Annotated in this window: 32 protein-coding genes; 22 read left to right on the top strand and 10 right to left on the bottom strand. The window is 65.0% G+C overall.

The features are described 5' to 3' along the window. Positions 1-15: 15 nt before the first annotated feature. From DCM80_RS04445 to DCM80_RS31280, 8 genes are read right to left on the bottom strand one after another with little or no spacing between them, the layout of a single operon-like run. A complete protein-coding gene (locus tag DCM80_RS04445) occupies positions 16-2,187 on the bottom strand; it encodes a DDE-type integrase/transposase/recombinase (RefSeq protein WP_257197865.1) in 2,172 nt (723 codons plus the stop codon). Between the two features lie 58 nt (positions 2,188-2,245). After that, complete coding sequence (locus tag DCM80_RS04440) at positions 2,246-2,395, bottom strand: hypothetical protein (protein ID WP_257195907.1); 150 nt, start codon at positions 2,393-2,395, stop codon at positions 2,246-2,248. Continuing rightward, on the bottom strand, positions 2,392-2,661 hold the full coding sequence (locus tag DCM80_RS04435) for a host nuclease inhibitor protein (protein ID WP_257195906.1): 270 nt from the start codon (positions 2,659-2,661) through the stop codon (positions 2,392-2,394). The genes DCM80_RS04440 and DCM80_RS04435 overlap by 4 nt, the downstream gene beginning before the upstream one ends. A gap of 23 nt (positions 2,662-2,684) precedes the next feature. Continuing rightward, the gene (locus DCM80_RS04430) at positions 2,685-3,131 is read right to left on the bottom strand and encodes a hypothetical protein (protein WP_257195905.1); all 447 of its coding nucleotides are present in this window, start codon (positions 3,129-3,131) and stop codon (positions 2,685-2,687) included. Then, positions 3,128-3,364, bottom strand: a complete 237-nt coding sequence (locus tag DCM80_RS04425) for a hypothetical protein (protein ID WP_257195904.1) — start codon at positions 3,362-3,364, stop codon at positions 3,128-3,130. The genes DCM80_RS04430 and DCM80_RS04425 overlap by 4 nt, the downstream gene beginning before the upstream one ends. Then, positions 3,361-3,522 (bottom strand): hypothetical protein, encoded by a 162-nt coding sequence (locus DCM80_RS04420; RefSeq protein ID WP_257195903.1) that lies wholly within the window; start codon positions 3,520-3,522, stop codon positions 3,361-3,363. The genes DCM80_RS04425 and DCM80_RS04420 overlap by 4 nt, the downstream gene beginning before the upstream one ends. After that, positions 3,519-3,743 carry a hypothetical protein gene (locus DCM80_RS04415; protein WP_257195902.1) on the bottom strand — a complete coding sequence of 75 codons (225 nt, stop codon included), beginning with the start codon at positions 3,741-3,743 and terminating at the stop codon, positions 3,519-3,521. The genes DCM80_RS04420 and DCM80_RS04415 overlap by 4 nt, the downstream gene beginning before the upstream one ends. Continuing rightward, a complete protein-coding gene (locus DCM80_RS31280) occupies positions 3,740-4,006 on the bottom strand; it encodes a helix-turn-helix domain-containing protein (RefSeq protein ID WP_373569407.1) in 267 nt (88 codons plus the stop codon). The genes DCM80_RS04415 and DCM80_RS31280 overlap by 4 nt, the downstream gene beginning before the upstream one ends. On the opposite strand from DCM80_RS31280, the gene DCM80_RS04410 reads away from it, so the two are divergent. The 8 genes from DCM80_RS04410 (at position 3,891) to DCM80_RS04375 (ending at position 9,435) form a co-directional block, all read left to right on the top strand. Continuing rightward, positions 3,891-4,895 carry a helix-turn-helix transcriptional regulator gene (locus DCM80_RS04410; protein WP_373569386.1) on the top strand — a complete coding sequence of 335 codons (1,005 nt, stop codon included), beginning with the start codon at positions 3,891-3,893 and terminating at the stop codon, positions 4,893-4,895. The two genes, DCM80_RS31280 and DCM80_RS04410, sit on opposite strands and share 116 nt — an antisense overlap. A 30-nt stretch (positions 4,896-4,925) precedes the next feature. Beyond that, positions 4,926-5,390: a hypothetical protein gene (locus DCM80_RS04405; protein WP_257195900.1), complete on the top strand. Its 465-nt coding sequence runs from the start codon at positions 4,926-4,928 to the stop codon at positions 5,388-5,390. A gap of 192 nt (positions 5,391-5,582) precedes the next feature. Continuing rightward, the gene (locus DCM80_RS04400) at positions 5,583-5,810 is read left to right on the top strand and encodes a hypothetical protein (RefSeq protein ID WP_257195899.1); all 228 of its coding nucleotides are present in this window, start codon (positions 5,583-5,585) and stop codon (positions 5,808-5,810) included. Between the two features lie 4 nt (positions 5,811-5,814). Then, positions 5,815-6,087, top strand: coding sequence for a hypothetical protein (locus tag DCM80_RS04395; RefSeq protein WP_257195898.1), 273 nt, complete (start codon positions 5,815-5,817; stop codon positions 6,085-6,087). A gap of 92 nt (positions 6,088-6,179) precedes the next feature. Beyond that, complete coding sequence (locus DCM80_RS04390; RefSeq protein WP_257195897.1) at positions 6,180-6,737, top strand: DUF2441 domain-containing protein; 558 nt, start codon at positions 6,180-6,182, stop codon at positions 6,735-6,737. A 40-nt stretch (positions 6,738-6,777) separates the two neighbouring features. Next, positions 6,778-7,470, top strand: a complete 693-nt coding sequence (locus DCM80_RS04385) for a hypothetical protein (RefSeq protein ID WP_257195896.1) — start codon at positions 6,778-6,780, stop codon at positions 7,468-7,470. Between the two features lie 90 nt (positions 7,471-7,560). Beyond that, a complete protein-coding gene (locus DCM80_RS04380; RefSeq protein WP_257195895.1) occupies positions 7,561-8,244 on the top strand; it encodes a hypothetical protein in 684 nt (227 codons plus the stop codon). Positions 8,245-8,526: 282 nt separating this feature from the next. Then, on the top strand, positions 8,527-9,435 hold the full coding sequence (locus DCM80_RS04375) for a hypothetical protein (RefSeq protein ID WP_257195894.1): 909 nt from the start codon (positions 8,527-8,529) through the stop codon (positions 9,433-9,435). Here the strand turns inward: DCM80_RS04375 and DCM80_RS04370 are convergent. Together DCM80_RS04370 and DCM80_RS04365 are read right to left on the bottom strand one after the other, a co-directional pair. Further along, positions 9,432-11,096 (bottom strand): hypothetical protein, encoded by a 1,665-nt coding sequence (locus DCM80_RS04370; RefSeq protein ID WP_257195893.1) that lies wholly within the window; start codon positions 11,094-11,096, stop codon positions 9,432-9,434. The two genes, DCM80_RS04375 and DCM80_RS04370, sit on opposite strands and share 4 nt — an antisense overlap. Before the next feature lie 40 nt (positions 11,097-11,136). Continuing rightward, on the bottom strand, positions 11,137-11,412 hold the full coding sequence (locus DCM80_RS04365; protein ID WP_257195892.1) for a hypothetical protein: 276 nt from the start codon (positions 11,410-11,412) through the stop codon (positions 11,137-11,139). A gap of 188 nt (positions 11,413-11,600) precedes the next feature. Here DCM80_RS04365 and DCM80_RS04360 point away from each other — a divergent pair, with 188 nt between their 5' ends. The 14 genes from DCM80_RS04360 to DCM80_RS04295 all read left to right on the top strand — a co-directional run bounded on the left by DCM80_RS04360 (position 11,601) and on the right by DCM80_RS04295 (position 20,663). Beyond that, positions 11,601-12,656, top strand: coding sequence for a phage protease (locus DCM80_RS04360; RefSeq protein ID WP_257195891.1), 1,056 nt, complete (start codon positions 11,601-11,603; stop codon positions 12,654-12,656). 51 nt (positions 12,657-12,707) lie between these two features. Beyond that, complete coding sequence (locus tag DCM80_RS04355; RefSeq protein WP_257195890.1) at positions 12,708-13,133, top strand: hypothetical protein; 426 nt, start codon at positions 12,708-12,710, stop codon at positions 13,131-13,133. A gap of 40 nt (positions 13,134-13,173) precedes the next feature. Then, on the top strand, positions 13,174-14,079 hold the full coding sequence (locus DCM80_RS04350; protein WP_257195889.1) for a Mu-like prophage major head subunit gpT family protein: 906 nt from the start codon (positions 13,174-13,176) through the stop codon (positions 14,077-14,079). 45 nt (positions 14,080-14,124) lie between these two features. Then, positions 14,125-14,592, top strand: coding sequence for a hypothetical protein (locus DCM80_RS04345; protein WP_257195888.1), 468 nt, complete (start codon positions 14,125-14,127; stop codon positions 14,590-14,592). A 149-nt stretch (positions 14,593-14,741) separates the two neighbouring features. Further along, entirely contained in the window at positions 14,742-14,939 is a 198-nt protein-coding gene (locus tag DCM80_RS04340) for a hypothetical protein (protein ID WP_257195887.1), read from the top strand. Continuing rightward, entirely contained in the window at positions 14,940-15,107 is a 168-nt protein-coding gene (locus DCM80_RS04335) for a hypothetical protein (protein WP_257195886.1), read from the top strand. Continuing rightward, on the top strand, positions 15,104-15,532 hold the full coding sequence (locus tag DCM80_RS04330; protein WP_257195885.1) for a gp436 family protein: 429 nt from the start codon (positions 15,104-15,106) through the stop codon (positions 15,530-15,532). The genes DCM80_RS04335 and DCM80_RS04330 overlap by 4 nt, the downstream gene beginning before the upstream one ends. Beyond that, positions 15,532-16,089, top strand: a complete 558-nt coding sequence (locus DCM80_RS04325; RefSeq protein WP_257195884.1) for a phage virion morphogenesis protein — start codon at positions 15,532-15,534, stop codon at positions 16,087-16,089. Before DCM80_RS04330 ends, DCM80_RS04325 begins: the two co-directional genes overlap by 1 nt. Beyond that, positions 16,086-16,526, top strand: coding sequence for a hypothetical protein (locus DCM80_RS04320; RefSeq protein WP_257195883.1), 441 nt, complete (start codon positions 16,086-16,088; stop codon positions 16,524-16,526). The genes DCM80_RS04325 and DCM80_RS04320 overlap by 4 nt, the downstream gene beginning before the upstream one ends. After that, positions 16,526-16,672 carry a hypothetical protein gene (locus DCM80_RS04315; RefSeq protein WP_257195882.1) on the top strand — a complete coding sequence of 49 codons (147 nt, stop codon included), beginning with the start codon at positions 16,526-16,528 and terminating at the stop codon, positions 16,670-16,672. The genes DCM80_RS04320 and DCM80_RS04315 overlap by 1 nt, the downstream gene beginning before the upstream one ends. A gap of 3 nt (positions 16,673-16,675) precedes the next feature. Then, a complete protein-coding gene (locus DCM80_RS04310; protein ID WP_257195881.1) occupies positions 16,676-17,608 on the top strand; it encodes a phage tail tube protein in 933 nt (310 codons plus the stop codon). Positions 17,609-17,647: 39 nt separating this feature from the next. Further along, positions 17,648-17,977: a hypothetical protein gene (locus tag DCM80_RS04305; RefSeq protein ID WP_257195880.1), complete on the top strand. Its 330-nt coding sequence runs from the start codon at positions 17,648-17,650 to the stop codon at positions 17,975-17,977. 77 nt (positions 17,978-18,054) lie between these two features. Next, complete coding sequence (locus tag DCM80_RS04300) at positions 18,055-18,420, top strand: DUF1799 domain-containing protein (RefSeq protein WP_257195879.1); 366 nt, start codon at positions 18,055-18,057, stop codon at positions 18,418-18,420. Continuing rightward, on the top strand, positions 18,420-20,663 hold the full coding sequence (locus tag DCM80_RS04295; RefSeq protein ID WP_257195878.1) for a phage tail length tape measure family protein: 2,244 nt from the start codon (positions 18,420-18,422) through the stop codon (positions 20,661-20,663). Before DCM80_RS04300 ends, DCM80_RS04295 begins: the two co-directional genes overlap by 1 nt.

Here is a 20,663-nt window from a genome sequence, read left to right as displayed (position 1 = left end):
ATTGGTGGGTTGGGCTTAAGAGGACGAGGCAGCCTCGTCGGTTGATGCGATCTCGCCGGCGACGCCAAGAGCGCCGTAGGTGGCGAGGAAGCCGCGGTACACGGAGCCTTCGCGGAAGCTGCCGAGCCAGAGCAGCTCGTCGGGCTCGACGAACTCCTTGGCGGCAATGCGCGCTTCGAGAGCGCGGGCGCGATTCCACAATTGATGATCGGTCTCCTCGGCGCGCAGCGGCGTGACGTTCGCCGGCGTCTCGGTGCGCAGCGCTTCCGCCAGTGCGGCGATCTCCGGGGCGTGACCGCTTTCGACCGTGGTGTGCGCGGCACGCGCGGCGGCGAGCGCCGGCGTGTCGTGGATCTCGACGGCTTTCGGAAACTCGATCAGCTTGCCGTCCGCCTTGGCGTGATCGAGCAGCGCCTGACGATGGATGGCCGGCGCGAAATCCTTCGCCCTGATCTTGCGCGCGGTCTTCTTGACCTCGTCCATGCGCTCGTCGATCAGGCGCCTCTGCTCCGCGCGCGCGGCGGCGATGGCCTTGGCCGGATCGATGCCGGCGAGCTCCGGCGCGACGGCTTCGCCGAGATAGGTGTCGCCGTCCTCGGTGAAGACGTAGGCGCGGCCCATGTCGGCGGGGTCCATGCGCACCATGACGGTCTCGCCGACGTCGAGGAAGCCGCCGATATAGTGCGCGCCTTCGATGCGCAGGCCGGACTTGGTGACGGTGCGCAGGCCGTCCTTGCCGGCGATGGGCGCGAGCAGCATGTCGAGCGCGCGGACATCCTCGATCCTGCGGAGGTGGCCTGCGGCCATTGCCGCCACCGCGAACGGCGTGCGCCCGCCGAGGCCCTCGTGCGGCTTGGTGCCGTAGACATCGGCGCACCAGGCGTCGAGCCTGGCCTGCAGCTCGGCCGACGACAGCGCGACCTGGAACATGTCCTCCGGCGCCTCGCCGAGCCGGGCCGAGAACGCCTTGCGGTTCTCGATCACCTTGCGGTCGGCGACGCTGTGGCCGATGAAGCCTTCGAGCGTGCGCATCAGGCCGCGCTGCAGCGTGCCGATCGCGCGCTCGACATGGCCCTTCTGCTCCGGCGAGAACGGCGCCGAGGTCTCGTGGTCGATGCCGAGCGCGGCGAACAGCCGGCGCGTGCTGTGCGCGATGAAGTCGGAGCCGTTGTCGGTCTTGATGCGCTCGGGCACGCCCCAGGTCAGGATCGCCTTGCGGATGAGCAGCCCGACCGCCGCGGCGCGCGCGGTCGCGCTGACCAATGTGATCATGCGGCGCGAGAAGACGTCGAGGCAGACATAGACGCTCTGGCGACGGCCCTCGGTCGTCATCACGTCCGACGGCGAGGCGTCGATCTGCCAGAGCTCGTTGAGACGCGTGGCGGGATTGGCGACGCGGGCGGCGAAGCGGATCCGGCTCTTGAAGCCGTCGGGGTTGCGGATCTGCTCGATCTCGTTGCGGAAGGCGGTCCGCCAGCTCTTCAACGCCGCTTGAAAGGTGCGGATCGGCGGCAGGCTCACGGCGTTGCCGGCGATGGTGATTTGCGGGAAGGCGTCGGCGACCAGGCTGCGAATGTGATGCGTGGTGAGGTGCGGCTGCTTGGCAACGAGCGCGAGGATGTAGGTGCGGACCTGGCCGTCGTTGGCGCGGTCGAGGATGCCGGTGCCGCGGCGGGCGGCCGCGCGGTTCACGGCGAGCTTGTTCTTGTGGCCGGCCCTGGCGGCGGCGCGCCAGCGCGCCAGCGTGCGCGGCGTCAGGCCCTTGACCTCAGCTTTGATCCAAGGCGCGACGTCGAGCTGCCCGGTGTTGTAGAGATCGCAGAGCTGGCGATCGGCGCGCTTGTGACCGACGCCGGCCTCGCGCGCGATGCGCTCGGACTGGCCGAGCAGCGCGAGGCGCGCGTCGCGGGCATCGGCGGCGCCGGCACTGACGCTTCCAGCTTCCGGCTCGCTCGCGGCCTCACGCGCCATCGCGGCGGGAATCTCGACCGCCTCGATGTGCCGGCCGACATAGGCCGCGCGCGCCTCGGCCGGCAGCGATTCCAGCGCGTATTCGAGACCGCCGCCACGCCCCGCGCGCGGGCGCGACTGCCAGCCGCACTTCTCCGCCATGCGCTTGATCGCGCGCTCGGCCGTGGACAGGCCCGGCAGCGCTTCTGCGGCGATCTCTGCGGCTGACAAGAACATCTTCACGTCCGAACTTCCCCGTTGCGCCCCAGGAGACGCGATCCCCAGCGCTTGAACGTCAGTTCAAGCGGTCGTCGTAATCCGAGTGATGCGGCCAGAGCCGGCTGCCCGCGTTGCGGCCGAGGCGATAGCTGGCGCAAGACGCCGCAAGGAGAACCGGCAGGTAGAGCACCGCGAGCAGCGTGGTGATGATGTCGAGCTTGCTCACAGCACGGTCACTCCGTTCGGAGCCTGCTTGCCGATCCACGTGCACCAGGCGCTAAGCGCATCCACGGCCGCCGTCTCGGTCGTTGCTTCGGGGATACCGGGCACAAGCAATCGATCCGAGCCCGGAATCTTCTGCATTCGACCGCCGACACGCTGGGCCTTGTAACCGTGACGCGCGACGCCATCGACGAACTCGCGCAGAACCTTCGCAGGACCGCGCGCAATCGGGATGGCGCCAGCAGGAACGCGCTGCCCGAACTCGATCAATCCACTAGCCCAACAAAATGCTCTCACTTGATGGCCCTCCATTGTGCTTCCGCGTCGTCGATCTCGCGCTGAAGCAGATCCTTCAGCTGTTCCTTGCGCACCTCGCGCCGCAGCAGCGGCTCGTAGCGGGCCTCGACGGCGACGAAGCCGATGCCTTCGAGCGCGGCGTTGAGCAGGCGCGCGTCGCCGGTGACCTTCGCCAGCGCGATCAGGCGGTGCGCCGGGATGTTGTTCTTCTGGTTGGCCTCGGACGAATATTGGTAGAGCGTGCCGGCGGTGACGCTCTCGCCGCCGAGGAAGGCGGTCATGTCGGCCGCGATCTGCTCGCGCGACTTGCCGGAATCGGTGATGGCCGCGGCGATGGCCTTGGAGATCCGGCTTGCCACCATCGGCGAGCGCACGCGCTCGTCCTCGAAGCGCGCGACGACGGGCGCCAGGTCCAGCTCGCTCTCGTCGCGGCGCCGCGTCACTTGCGCCCCTCCGGCAGCGGGAGGACGGCCCAGGGCTTGCCATGCGTCATCACGGCAGCGATCGAATTGAGGAAGCTGCAGACCAGGCGCGCGATGGCTTCGTCGTCATAGGCGCGCGCCTGGCCTGGCTGGCCGGTGGTGATGGCGAGCGGCAGCGGCCCATGATCTGTGTAGCGGCCCGTGAAGAAGCGCGGATGGCGCCGGTTCATCCGCGCGACGGCGTACTTCGTCATGGCGCCACCCGTGCGATGACGTTGACGAGCTGCGGGCGGATGGCGGCGACGCGCTTGCCGGTGTCACGCGAGGCGGCGGCAAACAGCGTGACCGAGGCGAGCGTCAGAACGACGAGCGCGATGGCGCAGCGGACATGAAGGGCCGTGCGCGCGCTCATTCGCAGAACCCCTGCATCTGCGCGAGCACGCGCGGCATGATCAGCGTGTAGGCATCGCCGGTGGCGTTGGCGCCGATCGCGACGCCATCATAGGCCAGGGCGTGCGTCGAGCCGTCGGCGCGGTTGCGCACGACCAGGTGGAAGCGGCTGACCTCGACCAGGTCGACCGCAACCTCGACGTTGCTGTCGGGGTCGAAAGCGGAGCGCGGCCCGTGGCTCATGCGCGCCTCCGTGTCGACTCAAGGCGGCCCCGCGCTTCTGAGTCTCGCTGGGCGGCGCATCCAGTAGAAGTACGGGCGCCGGCGATCAGACGACCAGACCGGTCGAACCAGGAAGGCCAGAGTTCATGCAGGGGTACGCCGATGGTCTTGGAGATGATCTCATTGCAGCCACGGCTCGGCTTCAGCAGCGCTGCAGACATGGACGATCGCCCCTTGCCATTCGAGCGGCCGAGCGCTTCAAGTGTGTGTCCGCACTTGCGGATAGCCGCGACGATGTCTGCTCGATGCCAGCCTGGCATCGATGGCTTTATGGCGGTTGATTTTCGGGGCACGGCGGTCGTTTTTTCGGGCGATTGCCAAGGAAGTTTGGCGAGTATGGTCGAAAAAACGGACAAGTCAACCAGAAAAACGGCCATAATTGATGCGGATGCCAGAAAATCGGGCGGCCGTGAGATCTCAGGCGGTTTGAACGGTGAAGATGGTGGTGGGGCGTTCCGTCTGCCGGATGGCAGCCGGATGGAGCTGATCGACCGCTTCAAGTTTGCTTTGAGGTTGGTGCCGGTGGATCAGCGGGCGGAGCTTGGTAGGCAAGAGAAGACGCTTCGGACCTGGAAATCGGCTAGCGACATGTCCTTGGACGTGATCTTCGCTTTGTCCGCAAAAACTGGAATCCCATTCAGTTGGATCACCGAGGGCAAGGTCAGCGGCTGGGGGTCGCAGCGCGAGATGGCCGAGTACTTCTCGTTCGTGCCTCAGCTATACGTTGAGGCTGCCGCTGGTGCGGGCATCTTGTCTCCCGAAATGTCTGTCGATGCCGACGTGGTCGCTTTTCGATCGGACTGGCTTCGGAAGCTCGGTGTCAATCCCCGCTACGCTCGCGCGATGTTTGCTCGCGGAGACAGCATGTGGCCCACGATCAGCGATGGTGATCTCTTGCTCGTCGACGAATCCATTACGTCTGTTGTTGATGACGGCATCTATATCATCATCTCGCAAGGCGCAGTTAGGGTTAAGCGGCTTCAAGTTCGTCGCGACGGGTCGTTGCTCATTAAGAGCGACAACAGCGCATACGAGCCTGAGCTTGTCCCGGCGGAAGAGATAGATGACGTGCGCGTAGCCGCGCGGGTGCGGTGGTACGGTAGAGCTATCTGAGGATCCCCGAACGAAGTAGCGGGAGGCAAGATGGAATACGTTCGCTTCGCTGTGAAGTTCACGGCTTTTGTGCTGCTCTTGGTGCTGGTCGTCGGCTACGCCTATCTCGTCTCGATTGGCGAGCTGCCGAAGCCGGATTTCAGCGCGATCACCCAGCAGATCGCTCCATCGATCGCGACCGGCGGCGGAACGGTGCTGGTCCTCCTGCTCGGTGTCTGTGGCCTGCTGACGGCGCTTGCGCCGGTGGTCTTCGCCGCTCGGTCAGGGGACGCCTTCACTGTGATGATCAGCATCGTCTCGCTGATCGCCTGTCTCGCCATCCTGGGCGCAAGCCGGACGGTGATCGACATGGTGCTGGCCGCAATCGTTTACTTCACGAGCGCCTTCATCGCCGTCATCGTGTTCGCTGCCACCCGGATCGAGGCTGCGATTGCGGGGGCGGGCGGCGATCGGAAGTTCCAGGCCGGGCCAGTCCGAATATCCCGAGCCGATTAGAAGCCCGCCCATGCGCGTTCGACCCGTGGGGCACATCGGTGCCAGAAAGAATCGTTTAAGTGGAAATTGAAGGGCCTCTGCCGGATGGCGCGCCTTTCAGAAGGGGAGGTTCGGGCGGTTTGCCCGGGTGGCCCGACTTGCCCTCCTGTTTCACGGGAAACCGACTGTTTCACAGCCTTGAGGACCCCGCCCATGCCCATCATCCCCGGCCGCGATCCCAACGAGGCCTATGAGGTGGTTCCGATGAAGCCCGAACCGCACGGCCCGCCGCCGACCTGGTGGACCGTGACCTGCAACGGCATCCCGGTCTACCACTTCACCCCCGACAGCCGCCTGGATGCCGAGCGCTACGCCACCGACCCGGCGTTCCGGCTCGCCCGCGAGCGGCAGTACGCGCACGATCGGGCGCCGACGCGATGACCTGATGGGATGGTCCGCGCGCTTCGACGCCCCGATCCCGCTGGCGGATGGGCGCCAGCTCGCCACGCTGCTCGATGCCGCCAACTACGTCGCTGCGCTCCCGCCGAAGCTCCAGACCCGGCCGGAATGGCAGGCGGCGGCCGAGGCGCTGCTTCTGGTCGCCGAGCGCAACGGACCGCCGATGATGGCGCGGATCGGAATGATGCGCGCGCTCAACGCCGGTAACCCCCCGCCGCAGCGCAAGCGCTCGCCGCGCACGACCCGGCTGATCCGTTGATCAGGCGGCGCGCGGCCGGCCGGAAGGGAATGGACCGGGCGGCATCACAGCGCCTAATCTCGCCGAGCACCGAGTAAAGGCGGGAGGGGACATTGATCGGCGAACGTCTGCTAAAGCTATTCAACAGCGCTTTCGGCCGTCTGACGGGGACCTCAGCAAGCCCGCAAAATAGCTACTTCCACGTCTCCACAATAGATCATCCGATAGGGGCGGTGCTTGAGCAAGGCTCCTGGGGACGGACCACCCGAGCATTTGGCTCAAGTCGACCACTCGCTGAAGTCAACGACGCGAAAACCTTGGCATGGGAAGCTACGCTGGAAGCTGCAAGACGCGCCTTCGGCAGTTCTGCGCCGAGCCGGCTTGACTGCATCTTCGCGGCAGCAAGCGCAGAGGATGCCATCACTTTCCGGGATAGATTCCGTCCCGGAGCCCACATCTTCGAAATCCAACCGAACAAGACCGCTCCGATCTACGTGGCCGACTATGATCTCATCACAGGCCCGGGAGGCGCATTCATCGATACGTGGGTTACGCGCTCGGTCACGTATTGGACCTCTCCGCCTCGAGGAATGGCGGAAGTCCTGATTGGAGGGAGCGTAACGATCCTGCGCCGTATGGAGCACCTGAAGGGAGCGAAAGACGGCCCCTGAGGGAGTGGACGGTGCCCGCCGCTCGCGATTAGAATGCAATATGCAACGAATTATCCTACTTGCAGCCATTGTTTGCGTCTTCGCAGTCGTCGTGATCGGGCTACCTGCTGCGATCGGCGGATCGCCATGTGATGACAAGCAGATCGGAGCATGTGTTCGCGACTGGATTAAGGATGTTCTGCTACCTGCTGCCGCCCTGCTTGCCGCTGTACTGGCAGGCTACTTCGCTTTCGGACAAATGAAGGCGGCGCAAGCGCAACTTAGCCTGGCTCAAAACTCATCACGCGTTCAATTGCGCGCCTACCTCTCCGTTTCGCAAGCCGACGTCAATTTTGACGATCGAGGCGCATTTGCGAAGATCCAAGTCAAGAACAGCGGAACGACCCCCTCGTACGACGTCGATATCCGACTTTGGCTCACGGGAACCAATGATCGAAACTACTCTCTGGAACAGGTCGTTCAACCCGGCACGTCCCCGAGCGTCCTCGGGCCCGGCGGCACCGCGATCAAGATTCAACGCCACGATCTTACAGCAGAGCAGTTGTCACAAATACTCGACGGTCGAGCATGGCTGTTTGTGCACGGTTACGTGACATTCGCAGATATCTTTAGCGAGTCCCGTAGATTGGACTTCCTATATGAAGCAAGCAAGGAAGCTGACGGGCATTGGCGGTTGAAGACAACTCGGGAGGGGAATCGATCACGCGACCTCCCAGGTACTGCGGTGCCCTGAAGAGAGTGAACACGCGCGTTGACGCCTCAACGATCTGTCGGCAATTTTCAATGCGTCATGGCAAACAGCAGCAATTCAAGGCGCAAGCGCATGTTCGGGTTTGACCTCGACGGCTGGAACGCAATTCGGATTGGAGCGCTAGTTTTAGCTGCGGCCGCCGGTATCGGCTCACTTATCGCAAACTATGTTCAGCTCCAACTTCAAAGAGCAGAATCCAAGGCGGCGTCCGAGGCGCTAGAAAAGTACAAAGCGGACGCTGCGAGAGAGATTGAAGCAACCAAACTTGCAGCTTCATCTGCCAACGAACGTACTGCGCAGCTAAACCTCGATCTGGAGAAAGAGCGGCGGAAAACTGCTCCTAGACCATGGACGAAAGAGCAATTTGAGGCCGTCTCATCCATGAAAGGACGGATTCCAGCCGTTGGAATACTGAGCCAGCGAGGCTGCCTTGAGTGTATACTTCTCGCCAACCACCTTACGACTGCATTCAGGGCGGCCGGCGCGGAGATCTATGGCGACCCAACATTGGATCTCAGCTTTGGGACCGGGTTGTTCGTATTCTTACCACCGGGATCAAGTCTCAATGATCACCCGGTGGTGCTGGCTCTAAAGGCTGCCAATTATCATCCAGCCTCAATGTACCTTGATGATCGTCATGGGGTTCGGATGGATGTTCCTATCGTAGTCGTTGGCGAGAAATATCCGGAACATGCAGAGTTTCCCTTCTTTCCGGGCAAAATGGACAGTTTCACGATTCATCCACTTAGACGATGAAGCTGCCCTCCAAGCCGGCGGCGGGGCCGCTCCGATGTATCCCGCCGCCAGTACGGGCAAGAGGATGAATTGCGCCCGGATGTGGACTGTCGAAGTGTACTCGGTGCGCTGCCGGCAATTGTTGGCGCCGAATAAACGAAAGCGCGCATTGCTTCCGAGCGAGTTTGCCTAGAGCCAAGTGAGGCCACCGCCGCATGCGCTCCCTCCCGCTCTCCCCTTGAGAGGGAGTGGACTGCGGCAGCGGGAGGTCGATAAGATTGCCAACCGGCCGGGGCCATCCCAGTGGCGCTGATCGGTGGCCGCCGCCATTCCCACTTCCGTACCCCCACGGCGGCGGTCTCAACTCTCCTCCGCATCACTACGAAGATGGCCCAGTTCAAAACTCACTGTATCTTTTGCAACGAACCTGCAAGGCGGACGGCTGAGCATATTTTTGGCCAGTGGATGAAGGACCGGTTCACTTCCACGTTCACCAGGACCGACCATTTCACGTCCTTCACTGACTGGCGAAGCGGCGCTCCGATCTCAACGATGGCGAAGGGTCGTCTTCATCGACAGGGCAATCCGCATGCTCAGCAATTGCGCCTGGTTTGTAAGCGCTGCAACAACGAATGGATGTCGCGGCTGCAAACCTCCGCTAGCGACGTGCTGTCAGCGCTGATGCGCGATGATTGGTCGACGCTCGACCGTGTCGGAATACGACACTTGGCGGCGTGGAGCGCTATGGTAACGATGTGCTTCGAGTTTGCGGACCTTAAGACACAAGCCATTCCGCAGCAGGAGCGCGAAATCCTGATGAATACAGGTGCTCCTCCGGACAACTGGATCATCGGCTTCGGCCGAGTAGCCGCCTCAGTTGATCCGGAATCAACTTGGCATCGCGGAGCCTATATAGGCCCTCCGATCATCGGGCCAGGCCTTCCGGCCTGCAACGTGCAGACCACAACGATCGTCCTTCGCTCTTGTTTCGTTCATTGCCTCAGTGGTCCAGCCCGACTCATCCCCCAGCCGGAGCATTACGCTGCGTCGTTAGGAATACGGCAATTTTGGCCTATCTCAAACAACGTCCCCACAATGCCACTTGCGTTTACCGCCGCAGGATTGGCAAGGGTCGCGACTAACTTCTTTATCCCCTATGGAGGATCGCCGGATCTGCTTATCGGCAGCCGCATACCTTTCGTGAGATACTAGGTCGGCTGAGCTGCCCCAATGTAACCCGAGGCCCGCATCATACCCGCGGCCCAAACCGCAACGTTGTTGATGTAGGTCTGGTTCAGATGCACTTCACCCGCTCCCACGCTGGGGTAGCCAAACAGGCACACATTGTCGACAACATCAGCGCCGTTGCCGTCGTTGCCGTGCGGAAGAACCTCGTAACAATCGAATACGTGTTCCGCACCGAGGATAGAGGCGGCTGCCCCGCCACGCATGTCCCGCACGCATTGAGCAACGACTGCCGACATTTCGGCGCTGATGTGTGGAATGATCATGGCCCACTTGTTGCCGGGTATGCCTAAGCTATCGACGTACGCCTTCATCTCATTGAGGTACCCAGTTGTTGACGTTCCGGGTCCTCCACCCGTGTCGAAGTTAGGGAGGTCGTACCAAATCAGCGGACACTTTGCGGCGTGTGGAAAGTTAGCATCTTGAGCGATCTGATACTCAAGAGCGGACCCACCGTAACCAGAACCGAGAGTGGCGAACCCCCCAAGGGCTAAGAGTTGCGTCTGGAAATTGATGACGCCTCCCGCTCCGTTCGCGAGACTATCGCCCATGAGATGGCCGACGTCGCCGAGAATGTCCGCACCAATTCCAACGGCATAGCCGTAGATTTGACCGGTGAAGGTTGACCCGGCGAAGTCGCGGCCCACCCTGATCACACCAGCACCGAGCGGGGCCGTCGTGGCGTTGTAGAGACGGGCGTTGTACCCCTCGACCCACGCCACCGGACGCGGGGTTACAGCCCAACGAACGACAAACTCCGTATCGGGAGGGTAGTAGCCGAGGTCCATAACCGGGCCTGTCCCCGCGTATAGAGTGAACTTCGCTTGGATGTGACCGGTCGCAGTGTACTCGATACGTGGCCAGCAGTTGTTCGCGTGGTCGACCCCGATTGTCTTGACGCACTGCGTGCTGGTCGGGAGAGAGGCAGGCGTTTTGCCCCATACCCTGCCGAACCTGTTGCCATTGGCGAATCCCTTGAACGGGACGCATCGCTTGACTGAGATGTCATCGAATATGGCAGTGCCGGTGGGGTTGGCCCCTATGGCTCTCGCCAAGATGCTGTGGGTGGAGGCCCCATCGCTGGCGAAGATGTAGCGGAGGTGCTGTGCGGTCTGCAAGGTGGTCGTGCTCGATCCCCGGAGCGAGGCCCCCGACTGCACCGCCACACCGCACGCCGTGTTGGTCGGGGTCATCGTGCCGCGCCGCCCCTTTGCCGTCACCACGTAGGCCTCACGGTCCACGGTGGCGATGTCCTGTCTAGCAGTGGGGTTAGCGGCACCAGCGCCAGTGACGACAAGCTCCCCACCAGTCGCCGCTACGGAGGAGTTCTCTGCGGTCCAACCAGTGGCATCTACGGTGAAGTCACCGTTGGTGATGCGCTCCGTGGCTGACGGATCGACATAGCTCCCGGTTCTGGCGATCCCGGACGACACCATCGATGTGAACGCGGCAGCGTTAAGCTCCGCCTCGGAAGCGAACTGTTGGCCGTCCAGCCAGTAGTGGTTAAGCTGGGTGTCAACATAGATAGTTGGGGCGAGGCCTAGGTCGTTAAGCCAGAGCCACGCGGGGGCACCACCCCCTCCGCTGTTAGCTCCCCCAAGGTCTCTGAAGTCGTCAGGCGAGACCAACGGCGGCTGTGTCAGAGATCGCGTTAGCAGCTGCGTTGGCTTAGCCACTGAAGACACCGCATGACGTGCCGGCGCGCCGGCTGAAGCGATAGGTGCCCGGAGCGACGATCATCAGCGCGGGTTTGTTGGCGTTGAGGTCGTCGACCTTGAAATATTGGCCGGCGTCGTCCTTCAGAAGGATCTCGACGGATGCGAGGTCGCCGACAGATGGGCCGGCCGCATCCTTCAGACAGACGGTGACAGGCGTTCCGGCCGAGACGACCACGTCGCCCGAGTCCAGGGCGGTCGAACCCACAGCGAGGATTTGAGTTGGCATCGCGCAAGGCTCCAGCGTTGATGGCGAGCGTTGCGCTTACAGTTACGGCGTCGGCTTCGAATTCCGCACCCTGACACGTGTCAGGGTTACGAACTCTGCGTCGGTGCGGCCATTGTGGTCGCATGTCGGGACAAAACACAAGCACAGCTTTCCGCATCGAACTGGCGCATAGCAAGGCGCCAGATCTCGTGCTGGGCACAGGCGTTGAAATCGCCTTCAATAGCGAAGGCGGCGGCGCGGCCGACTGGATCATGCTGCTGCCGATCGACGCGGGCGGCCTGGTGTCGACCAAGGATGGTCGTGGCCCGTATCGCGTCACCGATGCCGCCAAGCTTGCAGCGTCGGCGCTCTCGGCCCACAGCGGCCGCATTCCGATCGACGAGAACCACGCCACGGATCTCGCGGCGCCCGAAGGGCGGCCGGCGCCGGCGCGCGGCTGGGTCACGCAGATGGATGTGCGCGCCGATGGCATCTACGGCCATGTCGAGTGGTCAGCGCCCGGCGCGACGCTCATGGCCGAGCGCGCCTATCGCTTCATCTCTCCCGTGCTGATCTGCGACGCCAAGAACAACGTGCTCGACATGCCGCGAGCCTCGCTCACAAACACCCCCAACCTGCGCGGAATGACCGCGCTCAATTCGACGGAGAACGACCAGATGGATTTGCTTGCGCAGCTTCGCCAGCTCCTTGGCCTCGGTAACGAGGCGGACGCCGGCTCCGTGGTCGCCAAGGTCAAGGACATGTGTGGCACCAGCACCGCCATGCAATCGATCGCCAAGGCGGCCGGCCTGCAGGCGGACGCGACGAGCGAGGCCATCGTCTCGACGGTGACGACGCTTGCGACCACGGGCAAGGATAACGGCGCAGCGACGATCGCGGCGCTGCAGAGCGAGATCAAGGATCTAGGCGGCCAGCTTCAGAAGGCCCTCAACGCCAGCGCCACCGAGAAGGCGACCGCCTTCATCGACAACGCGATCCGCGAAGGCCGCGTTGGCGTCAAGCCGATGCGCGAGCACTACATCTCGCGCCACGCCGCCAGCTCGGAGGGCGCTGCCGCCGTCGAGAAGGAGATCGGCGCACTGCCGAAGCTCGGCGTTTCGGGCAACACGATCTTGCCCGTCGAGCCGCCCGCGGCGAAGGACGGCAAGATATCGCTCAATGCCGAGCAGGAGAAGCTCGCGACGCTGCTCGGCCTCAAGCCGGAAGACTACGCCAAGACGCTCGCGGCCGAGAACGCGGGCTGACATCCAAACCCAGACGAACACGCCTAGCGAAACGATCAATCGGAGCCCATCATGACTGCTCTCGCCGCCGACCGCGCAACGCCCCGTTACACCGACAAGGTGATGCACGACTATCCCATGAAGGCATCGACCAAGGGCTATGCCGGCGCGCTTGCGGTGCTCAACGGCGGTTGGCTGGCTCCGGGCACGACCGCGACCGGCCTGATCGCTGTCGGCGTGTTCGACAAATATGCGGACAATTCGGCGGGCGCCAACGGCGATATCAACGGCCGGGTCAAGTCCGGCATCTACCGCTTCAACAACTCGGCATCCTCCGATCTGATCGCGATGACCGAGGTCGGCAGCGATTGCTACATCGTCGACGACAACACGGTCGCCAAGACCAACGGGTCGTCGACGCGCTCCGTCGCCGGCAAGGTCGTGAACGTCGACGCCCAGGGCGTCTGGGTCGCGGTCGGCCCGGGCAACGTCCTCTGATTTTCATCCGTCAACCTCAGCTCACCAGGTACACGCGTCCATGATCATCAATCGCCAGAATCTCGACGGCCTCCGCGTCGGCTTCAAGACCGCCTTCCAGAACCAGCTCGACGTCACGCCGTCGCTGTACAAGCGCATCGCGACCGTGGTGCCGTCCACCGCCAAGAGCGAGACCTATGGCTGGCTCGGCAAGATCCCCAGCGTGCGCGAGTGGCTCGGCGCCCGCGTCGTCCAGGCGCTCTCCGAGGCGAGCTACAGCATCAAGAACAAGTCCTACGAGCTGACGGTCGGTGTCGACCGCGAGGACATCGAGGACGACGTGCTCGGCATCTACACGCCGATCTTCCAGAGCTTCGGCGAGAGCGTCGCGGCGTGGCCGGATCAGCTGATCTGGCCGCTGCTGGCCGCCGGCTTCGCCACCAACTGCTACGACGGCCAGTTCTTCTTCGACACCGACCATCCGGTGCTCGATGCGAACGGCGCGCCGCAATCGGTCGCCAACACGGACGGCGGCTCGGGCACGGCCTGGTTCCTGCTCGACGTCTCGAAGGTGCTGAAGCCTCTGATCTGGCAGCTGCGCAAGTCCGGCCAGTTCGTGGCGCTCGACAACCCGACCGACGAGAACGTCTTCAACAAGAAGGAATTCCTCTACGGCTGGGACGGCCGCGGCAACGCCGGCTACGGCTTCTGGCAATATGCCTGGGGCTCCAAGCAGACGCTCGACGCCACGCACTACGCCGCCGCGCGGCAGGGCCTGATGGGCATGAAGGGCGACTTCGGCCGTCCGCTCAACGTGCTCGCCAACGGCAGCAAGCCGCTGCTCGTCGTGCCGTCCACGCTCGAAGGCGCGGCGTTGTCGCTGATCAACGCGCAGAAGAACGCCAACGGCGCGGACAACATCTACTACAACACGGCCGAAGTTCTCGTCTGCACCTGGCTCGGTTGATCCGAGCCCGGGCTGATCCGTTTCCGCTGATCGAAAGGACGAGACATGGCGACTGACAACAAGAACCTCACCAAGGCCGATCTGCTCACGCTGGTCGGTGAGCTGGAAGACAAGCTCGCGAACGCGCAGGCGGGTGATGGCGGGCGCGTCGAAGAGCTGACCAAGCAGCTGTCGGTTGCCTCGGCGGAGACCGCAGCCGCGCGCAACCGCGCCGAGGAGCTGATCGCGCAGCTCGCTGAAGCCAACGCCGAGCGCGGCAAGCTCGCCGCCTTGCTCGAAGCCGCGCACCAGGCGCATCCGTCGGCGGCCTCCGTCACGGCGAAGCCGACTGAGGTGAACGGCCCCGCGATCGTGGTGCGCACCCGGCAGGGTCGCGAGCAGGCGCGGTATCGCATCGGGCGCGCGTTCACGCGGGAAGACACCATCATCGCGCTCGCGGATCTCTCCGATGATCAGCTCGAAGCGCTGAAGAGCGACCGCGAGCTCGTCGTCAGCGACCACGTTCCGGACTGACGCCTCGTTTCGAATTCGTGTGCCGCTCCGGATCACCACGCAACGGGTCCGGGTCCTGACAGACGGCGGCACACGGATCTTCCCCCGGCCGGCGGCCTTAGCCTTTCACCGCCGGCCGGGGGTCCAGTTTCCTTCGAGGGGGACCGCCCATGGACGAGATCGACGAGCAAGCCTACCAGCTCGGCAAGCAGGCCTTCGCCGCCGGCGCCTCGCTGCGCTCCATCATCGCCGCCTGCCATGCCGAGCCGCCGGCGGATGAGGAGAAGACCTTCTCCAGCCTGGTCGGCTATGTCGACGCCGCGTTCGACAATCTGCGCGCCATCAGCAAGGCGTTGAAGGTCGGTTGAATGACCGCTTTTCCTCCCAAGCGCGAGCCGCGTGAGGTCGTCGTCGATCACGGCGACGGCACGGTCTCGCCCTTGATGGAGGCGCGCTTCCTCGACGTCGTCGACGGCCTGGTGCGCGCGCGTCGCCCCGGTGACGTGTTCCGCAGGCGCATGGCGGAGGCAGCATGACCTACGCGACCCAGGCCGAGCTGGTCGAGCGCTTCGGCGAGACCATGCTGATCGACCTGACCGACCGCGTCGATCCGCCGGCGGGCGCGATCGATTCCGGCGTCGTTACCGATGCGCTCGCCGACACCGACGCCATGATCGACGGCTATCTGCTCAATCGCTACCAGCTGCCGCTGGCGACGACGCCGGCGCTGCTCAACGACCTCGCCAAGGCCATCGCGATCTACAAGCTGCATCGCGATTCCGTCTCGGACAAGATCCGGGCCGACTACCAGGACGCGCTGAAGACGCTGAAGCAGATCGCGGACGGGGTGGTCCGCCTCAACGTTGCCGGCGTCGAGCCGGCCTCGTCGGGCGCGACCGGCGTTCGGGTGACCGACCGGCCGCGCGACTTCACGCCCGACAATCTCAAGGGCTTCATTTGATGGCGGGCGCCAGGCTCAGTGTCGACCTGCAGAACGAAGCCGGCGCGCTCGCGGATCTCAGTGCGCTGATCGCCCGCGTGGCGAGCCCGCGTCCGATGTACCAGGACATCGGCCTTGCCCTGGTGACGTCGACACACGAGCGCTGGCAGCGCAGCGTCGCGCCCACCGGCTCGCCGTGGCCGCCGTCCTTGCGCGTGATCGCGCACGGCGGCAAGACGCTGATCCTGACATCGCGGCTCTATCGTTCGATCACCGCCAACGCGTCCAGCAGCGGCGTCGAGGTCGGCACCAACGTGGTCTATGCCGCCATCCATCAGTTCGGCGGGCAGATCGCCAAGGCGGCGCGCTCCGCCGTGCTGCACTTCAAGACCAACAAGCGCACCGGGATCTCGCGCTTTGCCAAGCCGGGCAAAGCGGACCGCGCGCGCAAGGCGACGATCGGCGCGCATACAGTGAGGATGCCGGCGCGGCCGTTCCTCGGGCTCGACCAGGACGACCCGGAAACGATCAGGACGATCGTGGAGCGCTGGCTTTCGGATGAAGGGCAGCTGGCATGACCACGCTGGAAAAGCAGGTCTCGGACCGGCTCGGCGCACAGGTCGCCGCGCTCACCGGCCATGTCGAGGACATCGCCGCGCTCGCGGTGCTTATCGCCGAGGGTGCGCTGCCGAACGCCGACGTCTGCGCCTTCGTCGTCCCGCTCGGGTTCGACGACAGGGGCGGCGAGTCCGCGACCGGCTATCACACGCAAATCCTGGACAACGCCGTGGGCGTCATCCTCTGCATCAAGGCGCGCGGCGACGTGAAGGCGAAGAAGGCGCTGCCGACGCTCGCCGAGCTGAAGGACGCCGTGATCGCCGCGGTCGCAGGCTGGGGACCGGCTGACGCCGCCGGCGTGTTCTTCGTTCGCCGCGGCCGGCTGCTCTCCGCGGAAGGCGGCCTCGTGCTCTACCAGCTCGACTTCTCGCAGACCGACCAACTGAGGATCGTTTGATGAGCGAACAGGAACAGCCCGTCCATGGCGGCAGCTACACGCGGCAGCCGGACGGCTCGCTGGTGCGCAATGAAGAACCTGCGACGGCGAAGGACGCGGAGGCCGCGCCGCGGGCGTCGCGGCAGAAGCCCTCCAAGGAGAAGTAAGCCATGCCGATTTTCTGGCGCCAGATGGTGCTGCTCGCCAAGATCGAGACGAGCTACGCCACCGACCCCACGCTGACCGGCGCCGCCAACGCGCTGCTCGCCAAGAACGTGGCGATCCGCCCGATGGAAGGCAGTGACGTCTCGCGCGACCTGGTGCAGCCGAACTTCGGCAACCAGCCCTCGATCCCGGCCGACCTGCACGTCGTGATCGAGTTCGACACCGAGCTTGCGGGGTCCGGCACCGCCGGCACCGCGCCCGCCTGGGGGCCGCTGATGCGCGGCTGCGGTTATGCCGAGGTGGTGTCGGCGGGGGTATCGACCGTGTACTCGCCGGTCACGTCGTCGATCGAGAGCCTCTACATGAAGTTCTGGATGGGCGCGACGCTGCACGCCATCAAGGGCGCCCGCGGAAACGCCAAGATCACGACGGACGCGCAAGGCATCCCGATCGTGCACTGGACCTTCACCGGCCTGTGGGTCGCGCCCAGCGAGGCCGCCGCGGCGACGCCGACGCTGACGGCCTTCAAGAAGCCGGCGATCGTCAACGCGGCGAACACGCCAACCTTCACGGTCAACGCGGTGGCGCTGGTGATGCGCAACTTCTCGCTCGACCTCGGCAACCAGGTGGAGGCGCGCATGCTGGTCGGCAGCGAGTCCGTGTTGATCACCGACCATCGCGAGCAGATCGACTTCACCTGCGAGGCGGTGCCGGTTTCAACCCTCGACCCTTATGGCCTCGCCAACGCGCAGACCACCGTCGCCGTCAACCTGGTGCACGGCGTCACCGCCGGCAACATCGTCACGATCGCGGCGCCCTATGCCGAGTTCAAGCGCCCGACCGGCTATCAGCAGAACCAGGGCATCGCGGAGTGGCCGCTCTCGATGCTGTGCCTGCCGAGCGCCGGCAACGACCAGGTCTCGATCACGGTCACCTAAGCCCACTTCACCGGAAAGCTGGTCAGGAGGTTTCAATCGATGTTCAAAGTTGCGGACGAACTGACCTTCACCCATGACGTCAAGGTGCTGACGCCGGCGGACGGCGGTCATGCCGAGGACGTGCTCAAGACCACATTCAGGTTTCTGCCGAGCGACGAGCTCGCCGCCTTCGACCTCACTAGGGCGGACGATACCACCGCGTACCTCAAAGCGATCGTCGTCGCCTTCCACGACCTGGTCGCCGACAACGGCGCGCCGCTCGCCTACAGCGAGGAGCTGCGCGACAAGCTGCTGCGCCGGCCCGACGTGCGCAAGGCGCTGGGCAACCATTATCTCGCGGCCGTCGCCAAGGCTCCCGAGGGAAACTGAGATGGGCTGCCAGGCGGTGGGCCGGCAGCGCCCGCGCCGCGGCAGCCCGACAGGACGCCCAGCGGGAGACCGAGGCGGTGATCGAAGGCGCGCGGCACGCGGGCATGGATGCGGACTCGCTCGTCGCCTTGCGCGAGGAGATCGAGGGCGGCTTGCCGAAGGACGATGCGGAGTTCACGCGGATCTGGCCGGACAACGTTCCCGCGGTGGAGGCCTTCCTCGCCGTGGCGACGCAATGGCGTGTGGTGGCGTGCAGCCCGGGCGGTGCCTTGGGTCCAGGCGGCGGCGCGATCGGGCCGAGCGTCCCGATCTATCTCGCGCTGGACTACGCGGCGGTGCGGGCCGGCCTCGACGCGGAAGGCATTGCGGTGACGCCGGAGCTGTGGCGCGGCCTGCGCGTGATGGAGCAGGCGGCGGCGGCCGCGCTGAATGAGGTGAGCTGATGCGCGTCTCGCTCGTCATCGACGGCGACGCCTCCGGCGCCAAGAAGGCGGCGCAGGATGCGAGCGCGGCCGTCAAGGGGCTCGGCACCGCGGCGAACGAAGCCAAGAATGCTGTGGGCGCCGCCGGGGCGGCCAACGACAACATCGCCAAGAGCGCAGGCCTCGCCCGGCACGAGCTGGTCAACCTCTCGCGCCAGATCCAGGACGTCGGCGTCTCGCTCGCGTCCGGCCAGTCGCCTTTCACCGTGCTGATCCAGCAAGGCACGCAGGTCGCCGACGTCTTCGCCACCTCCAACGGCTCGGTGCGCGGCTTCGCGGCGCAGATCGGCGCCGTGCTGACGCCGACGCGGCTGGTGGCCGGAGGCCTGGTCGGGCTCGTTGCGGGCGCGACGCTGCTCGCGAGCTCGGTCATCACCAGCGTGAAATCGCTCGACGACCTCTCGCGCGCAACCGACCAGCCGATCAGCAAGCTGCACGCGCTGCAGCAGGCGATGTCGTTCAAGGGCATCAGCAACCAGGACTTCACGCAAGGGATTACCGAGTTCGCCGACAAGGTGTTCGAGGCGCAGCACAACGCCGGCTCGCTGAACGGCCTGATGATCGCCAACGGCAAGAGCGCCAAGGACCTGACGGGCTACCTGACCAATGTCGCAGACCTGGTCGCGCGGGCGTCGAGCGACATCCAGAAGCAGAAGATCCTGCGCGAGGCTGGGCTGCCCAGCGACGCCGCCTGGGTCCGTTTCATGGAGCAAGGCGGCAAAGGGATCCAGGCGGCCATCGCCGGCACGGTGCAGTTCAACGATGCGGCCGAGCGGAACCTGATCAAGAAGGCGCGCGACTTCGACGACGCCTGGAACAGAACCACGACGAAGCTCGTCGCCAACTTCAAGGCCGCCGCCGTGGACATCACCGGCGCGCTGTCCAGCGTCACGGTGCCGGACTGGCTGAAGACCCTCGCCGACAAATCGCTGTCGATCAATCCGCTGTTTGGTGGACTTTACACGGCCGGCAAAGGGATCGCGACGGCTGCAGGTATTGGCGCGGCTCCTGGGTTCAGCGACCGCTTCGGAACATTCGATAGGCCGGGCAACGCCACTGCACTTCAAAGCGGCTTGAATAAAGCCGCAGGCATCGCCGAGCCAGTGACGAAGGAACGGCGCGATTTGGAGGATGCGCGTCTCCAACAGCGTATCGGGCTTCTCGGCCAGCTCGCGACGGCAGAGCAGATGGTCGCGGCGAAAGAGGCAGAGCTGAACATCGCCGCCCGCAACGGCGTTGCGGTGTCGAGCGAACAGCGCAAGGCGATCCTCGACCTGGTGCGCGCTCAAACCGAGCTGACCCGCGTGCAGCAGCAAGCGTCTCTCGGCGTGTTCGACTACGCGAGGGCGCAGCACGCCGCGAACGACCAGCTGAAGGCGGCGATCGGCGCCAAGCTGCTCGACCCGACCAACACGCAGCAGATGACGGCGGCGCAGAACGCGCTGGCGAAATCGTTGGAGGACACCGCCGATTACGCGCGCGTCGCCGGCGCCGCGCTGCCGCAGCTGCAGCAGGCCCTCAACGATGCCGGCAGCGCGCGCCGGCAGCTGGATTCGCTCGCGGTCGAGGGCATGGCCGTCAACCGCAGCTTCTTCGTCGAGATCGGCCAGAACCTGCGCAGCAGCGGCTCGCTCTGGGACGCGTTCGCCAATGCCGGCCTCAACGCGCTCGGCCGGATCTCGGACAAGCTGGTGTCGATGGCAGCCGATCAGTTGTTCGCGAATGCCTTGGGCGGCTCCGGCGGCGGCCTGGCGGGGCTGCTCGGCCTCGGCGGCGGCGGCGCTCCGAGCTGGTCGTCGGGCCTCGGCGCCGGCACCGGCGGGCTGTCGTTCCCGATGTTCGACGCCGGCGGCTACACCGGCCGCGGCGGCAAGTACGATCCCGCCGGCGTCGTGCATCGCGGCGAGTACGTGTTCGACCAGGACTCCGTTGCACGGATCGGCCTGCGCAATCTGGCGCGGCTGCATCGGGGCTACGCCGACGGCGGCCTGGTCGGCGCAGCCGCGAGCGGCGGAGCCTCCACGGGCGCCCTCAAGGTCGAACTCGGCGTGTCGGTTGACGGCGACGGCAATCTGCAAGCCTACGTGAAGAAGGTCTCGATGCAGTCGGCCTCGGATACGCTCGGCAGCTACGTCGGCAGCCCGCAGTTCGTCGACCATGTCGGCAATGCCGCGACCCTCGCCAGCGCGCAGAGGAAGCTCTGA

Source organism: Bradyrhizobium sp. WBOS08 (assembly GCF_024585125.1).
GTDB lineage: Bacteria > Pseudomonadota > Alphaproteobacteria > Rhizobiales > Xanthobacteraceae > Bradyrhizobium > Bradyrhizobium japonicum_B.
Note: the sequence above shows the minus strand (reverse complement) of the source record. Positions and strands in the feature narration are given on the sequence as shown.

Coding starts and splice junctions, on each gene's coding strand:
- DCM80_RS04445 (WP_257197865.1), bottom strand. CDS start 2,187: ATGTTCTTGTCAGCCGCAGAGATCGCCGCAGAAGCGCTGCCGGGCCTG.
- DCM80_RS04425 (WP_257195904.1), bottom strand. CDS start 3,364: ATGACGAAGTACGCCGTCGCGCGGATGAACCGGCGCCATCCGCGCTTC.
- DCM80_RS04420 (WP_257195903.1), bottom strand. CDS start 3,522: ATGAGCGCGCGCACGGCCCTTCATGTCCGCTGCGCCATCGCGCTCGTC.
- DCM80_RS04415 (WP_257195902.1), bottom strand. CDS start 3,743: ATGAGCCACGGGCCGCGCTCCGCTTTCGACCCCGACAGCAACGTCGAG.
- DCM80_RS04405 (WP_257195900.1), top strand. CDS start 4,926: ATGGAATACGTTCGCTTCGCTGTGAAGTTCACGGCTTTTGTGCTGCTC.
- DCM80_RS04400 (WP_257195899.1), top strand. CDS start 5,583: ATGCCCATCATCCCCGGCCGCGATCCCAACGAGGCCTATGAGGTGGTT.
- DCM80_RS04395 (WP_257195898.1), top strand. CDS start 5,815: ATGGGATGGTCCGCGCGCTTCGACGCCCCGATCCCGCTGGCGGATGGG.
- DCM80_RS04385 (WP_257195896.1), top strand. CDS start 6,778: ATGCAACGAATTATCCTACTTGCAGCCATTGTTTGCGTCTTCGCAGTC.
- DCM80_RS04380 (WP_257195895.1), top strand. CDS start 7,561: ATGTTCGGGTTTGACCTCGACGGCTGGAACGCAATTCGGATTGGAGCG.
- DCM80_RS04365 (WP_257195892.1), bottom strand. CDS start 11,412: ATGCCAACTCAAATCCTCGCTGTGGGTTCGACCGCCCTGGACTCGGGC.
- DCM80_RS04355 (WP_257195890.1), top strand. CDS start 12,708: ATGACTGCTCTCGCCGCCGACCGCGCAACGCCCCGTTACACCGACAAG.
- DCM80_RS04350 (WP_257195889.1), top strand. CDS start 13,174: ATGATCATCAATCGCCAGAATCTCGACGGCCTCCGCGTCGGCTTCAAG.
- DCM80_RS04345 (WP_257195888.1), top strand. CDS start 14,125: ATGGCGACTGACAACAAGAACCTCACCAAGGCCGATCTGCTCACGCTG.
- DCM80_RS04340 (WP_257195887.1), top strand. CDS start 14,742: ATGGACGAGATCGACGAGCAAGCCTACCAGCTCGGCAAGCAGGCCTTC.
- DCM80_RS04335 (WP_257195886.1), top strand. CDS start 14,940: ATGACCGCTTTTCCTCCCAAGCGCGAGCCGCGTGAGGTCGTCGTCGAT.
- DCM80_RS04330 (WP_257195885.1), top strand. CDS start 15,104: ATGACCTACGCGACCCAGGCCGAGCTGGTCGAGCGCTTCGGCGAGACC.
- DCM80_RS04325 (WP_257195884.1), top strand. CDS start 15,532: ATGGCGGGCGCCAGGCTCAGTGTCGACCTGCAGAACGAAGCCGGCGCG.
- DCM80_RS04320 (WP_257195883.1), top strand. CDS start 16,086: ATGACCACGCTGGAAAAGCAGGTCTCGGACCGGCTCGGCGCACAGGTC.
- DCM80_RS04315 (WP_257195882.1), top strand. CDS start 16,526: ATGAGCGAACAGGAACAGCCCGTCCATGGCGGCAGCTACACGCGGCAG.
- DCM80_RS04310 (WP_257195881.1), top strand. CDS start 16,676: ATGCCGATTTTCTGGCGCCAGATGGTGCTGCTCGCCAAGATCGAGACG.
- DCM80_RS04305 (WP_257195880.1), top strand. CDS start 17,648: ATGTTCAAAGTTGCGGACGAACTGACCTTCACCCATGACGTCAAGGTG.
- DCM80_RS04295 (WP_257195878.1), top strand. CDS start 18,420: ATGCGCGTCTCGCTCGTCATCGACGGCGACGCCTCCGGCGCCAAGAAG.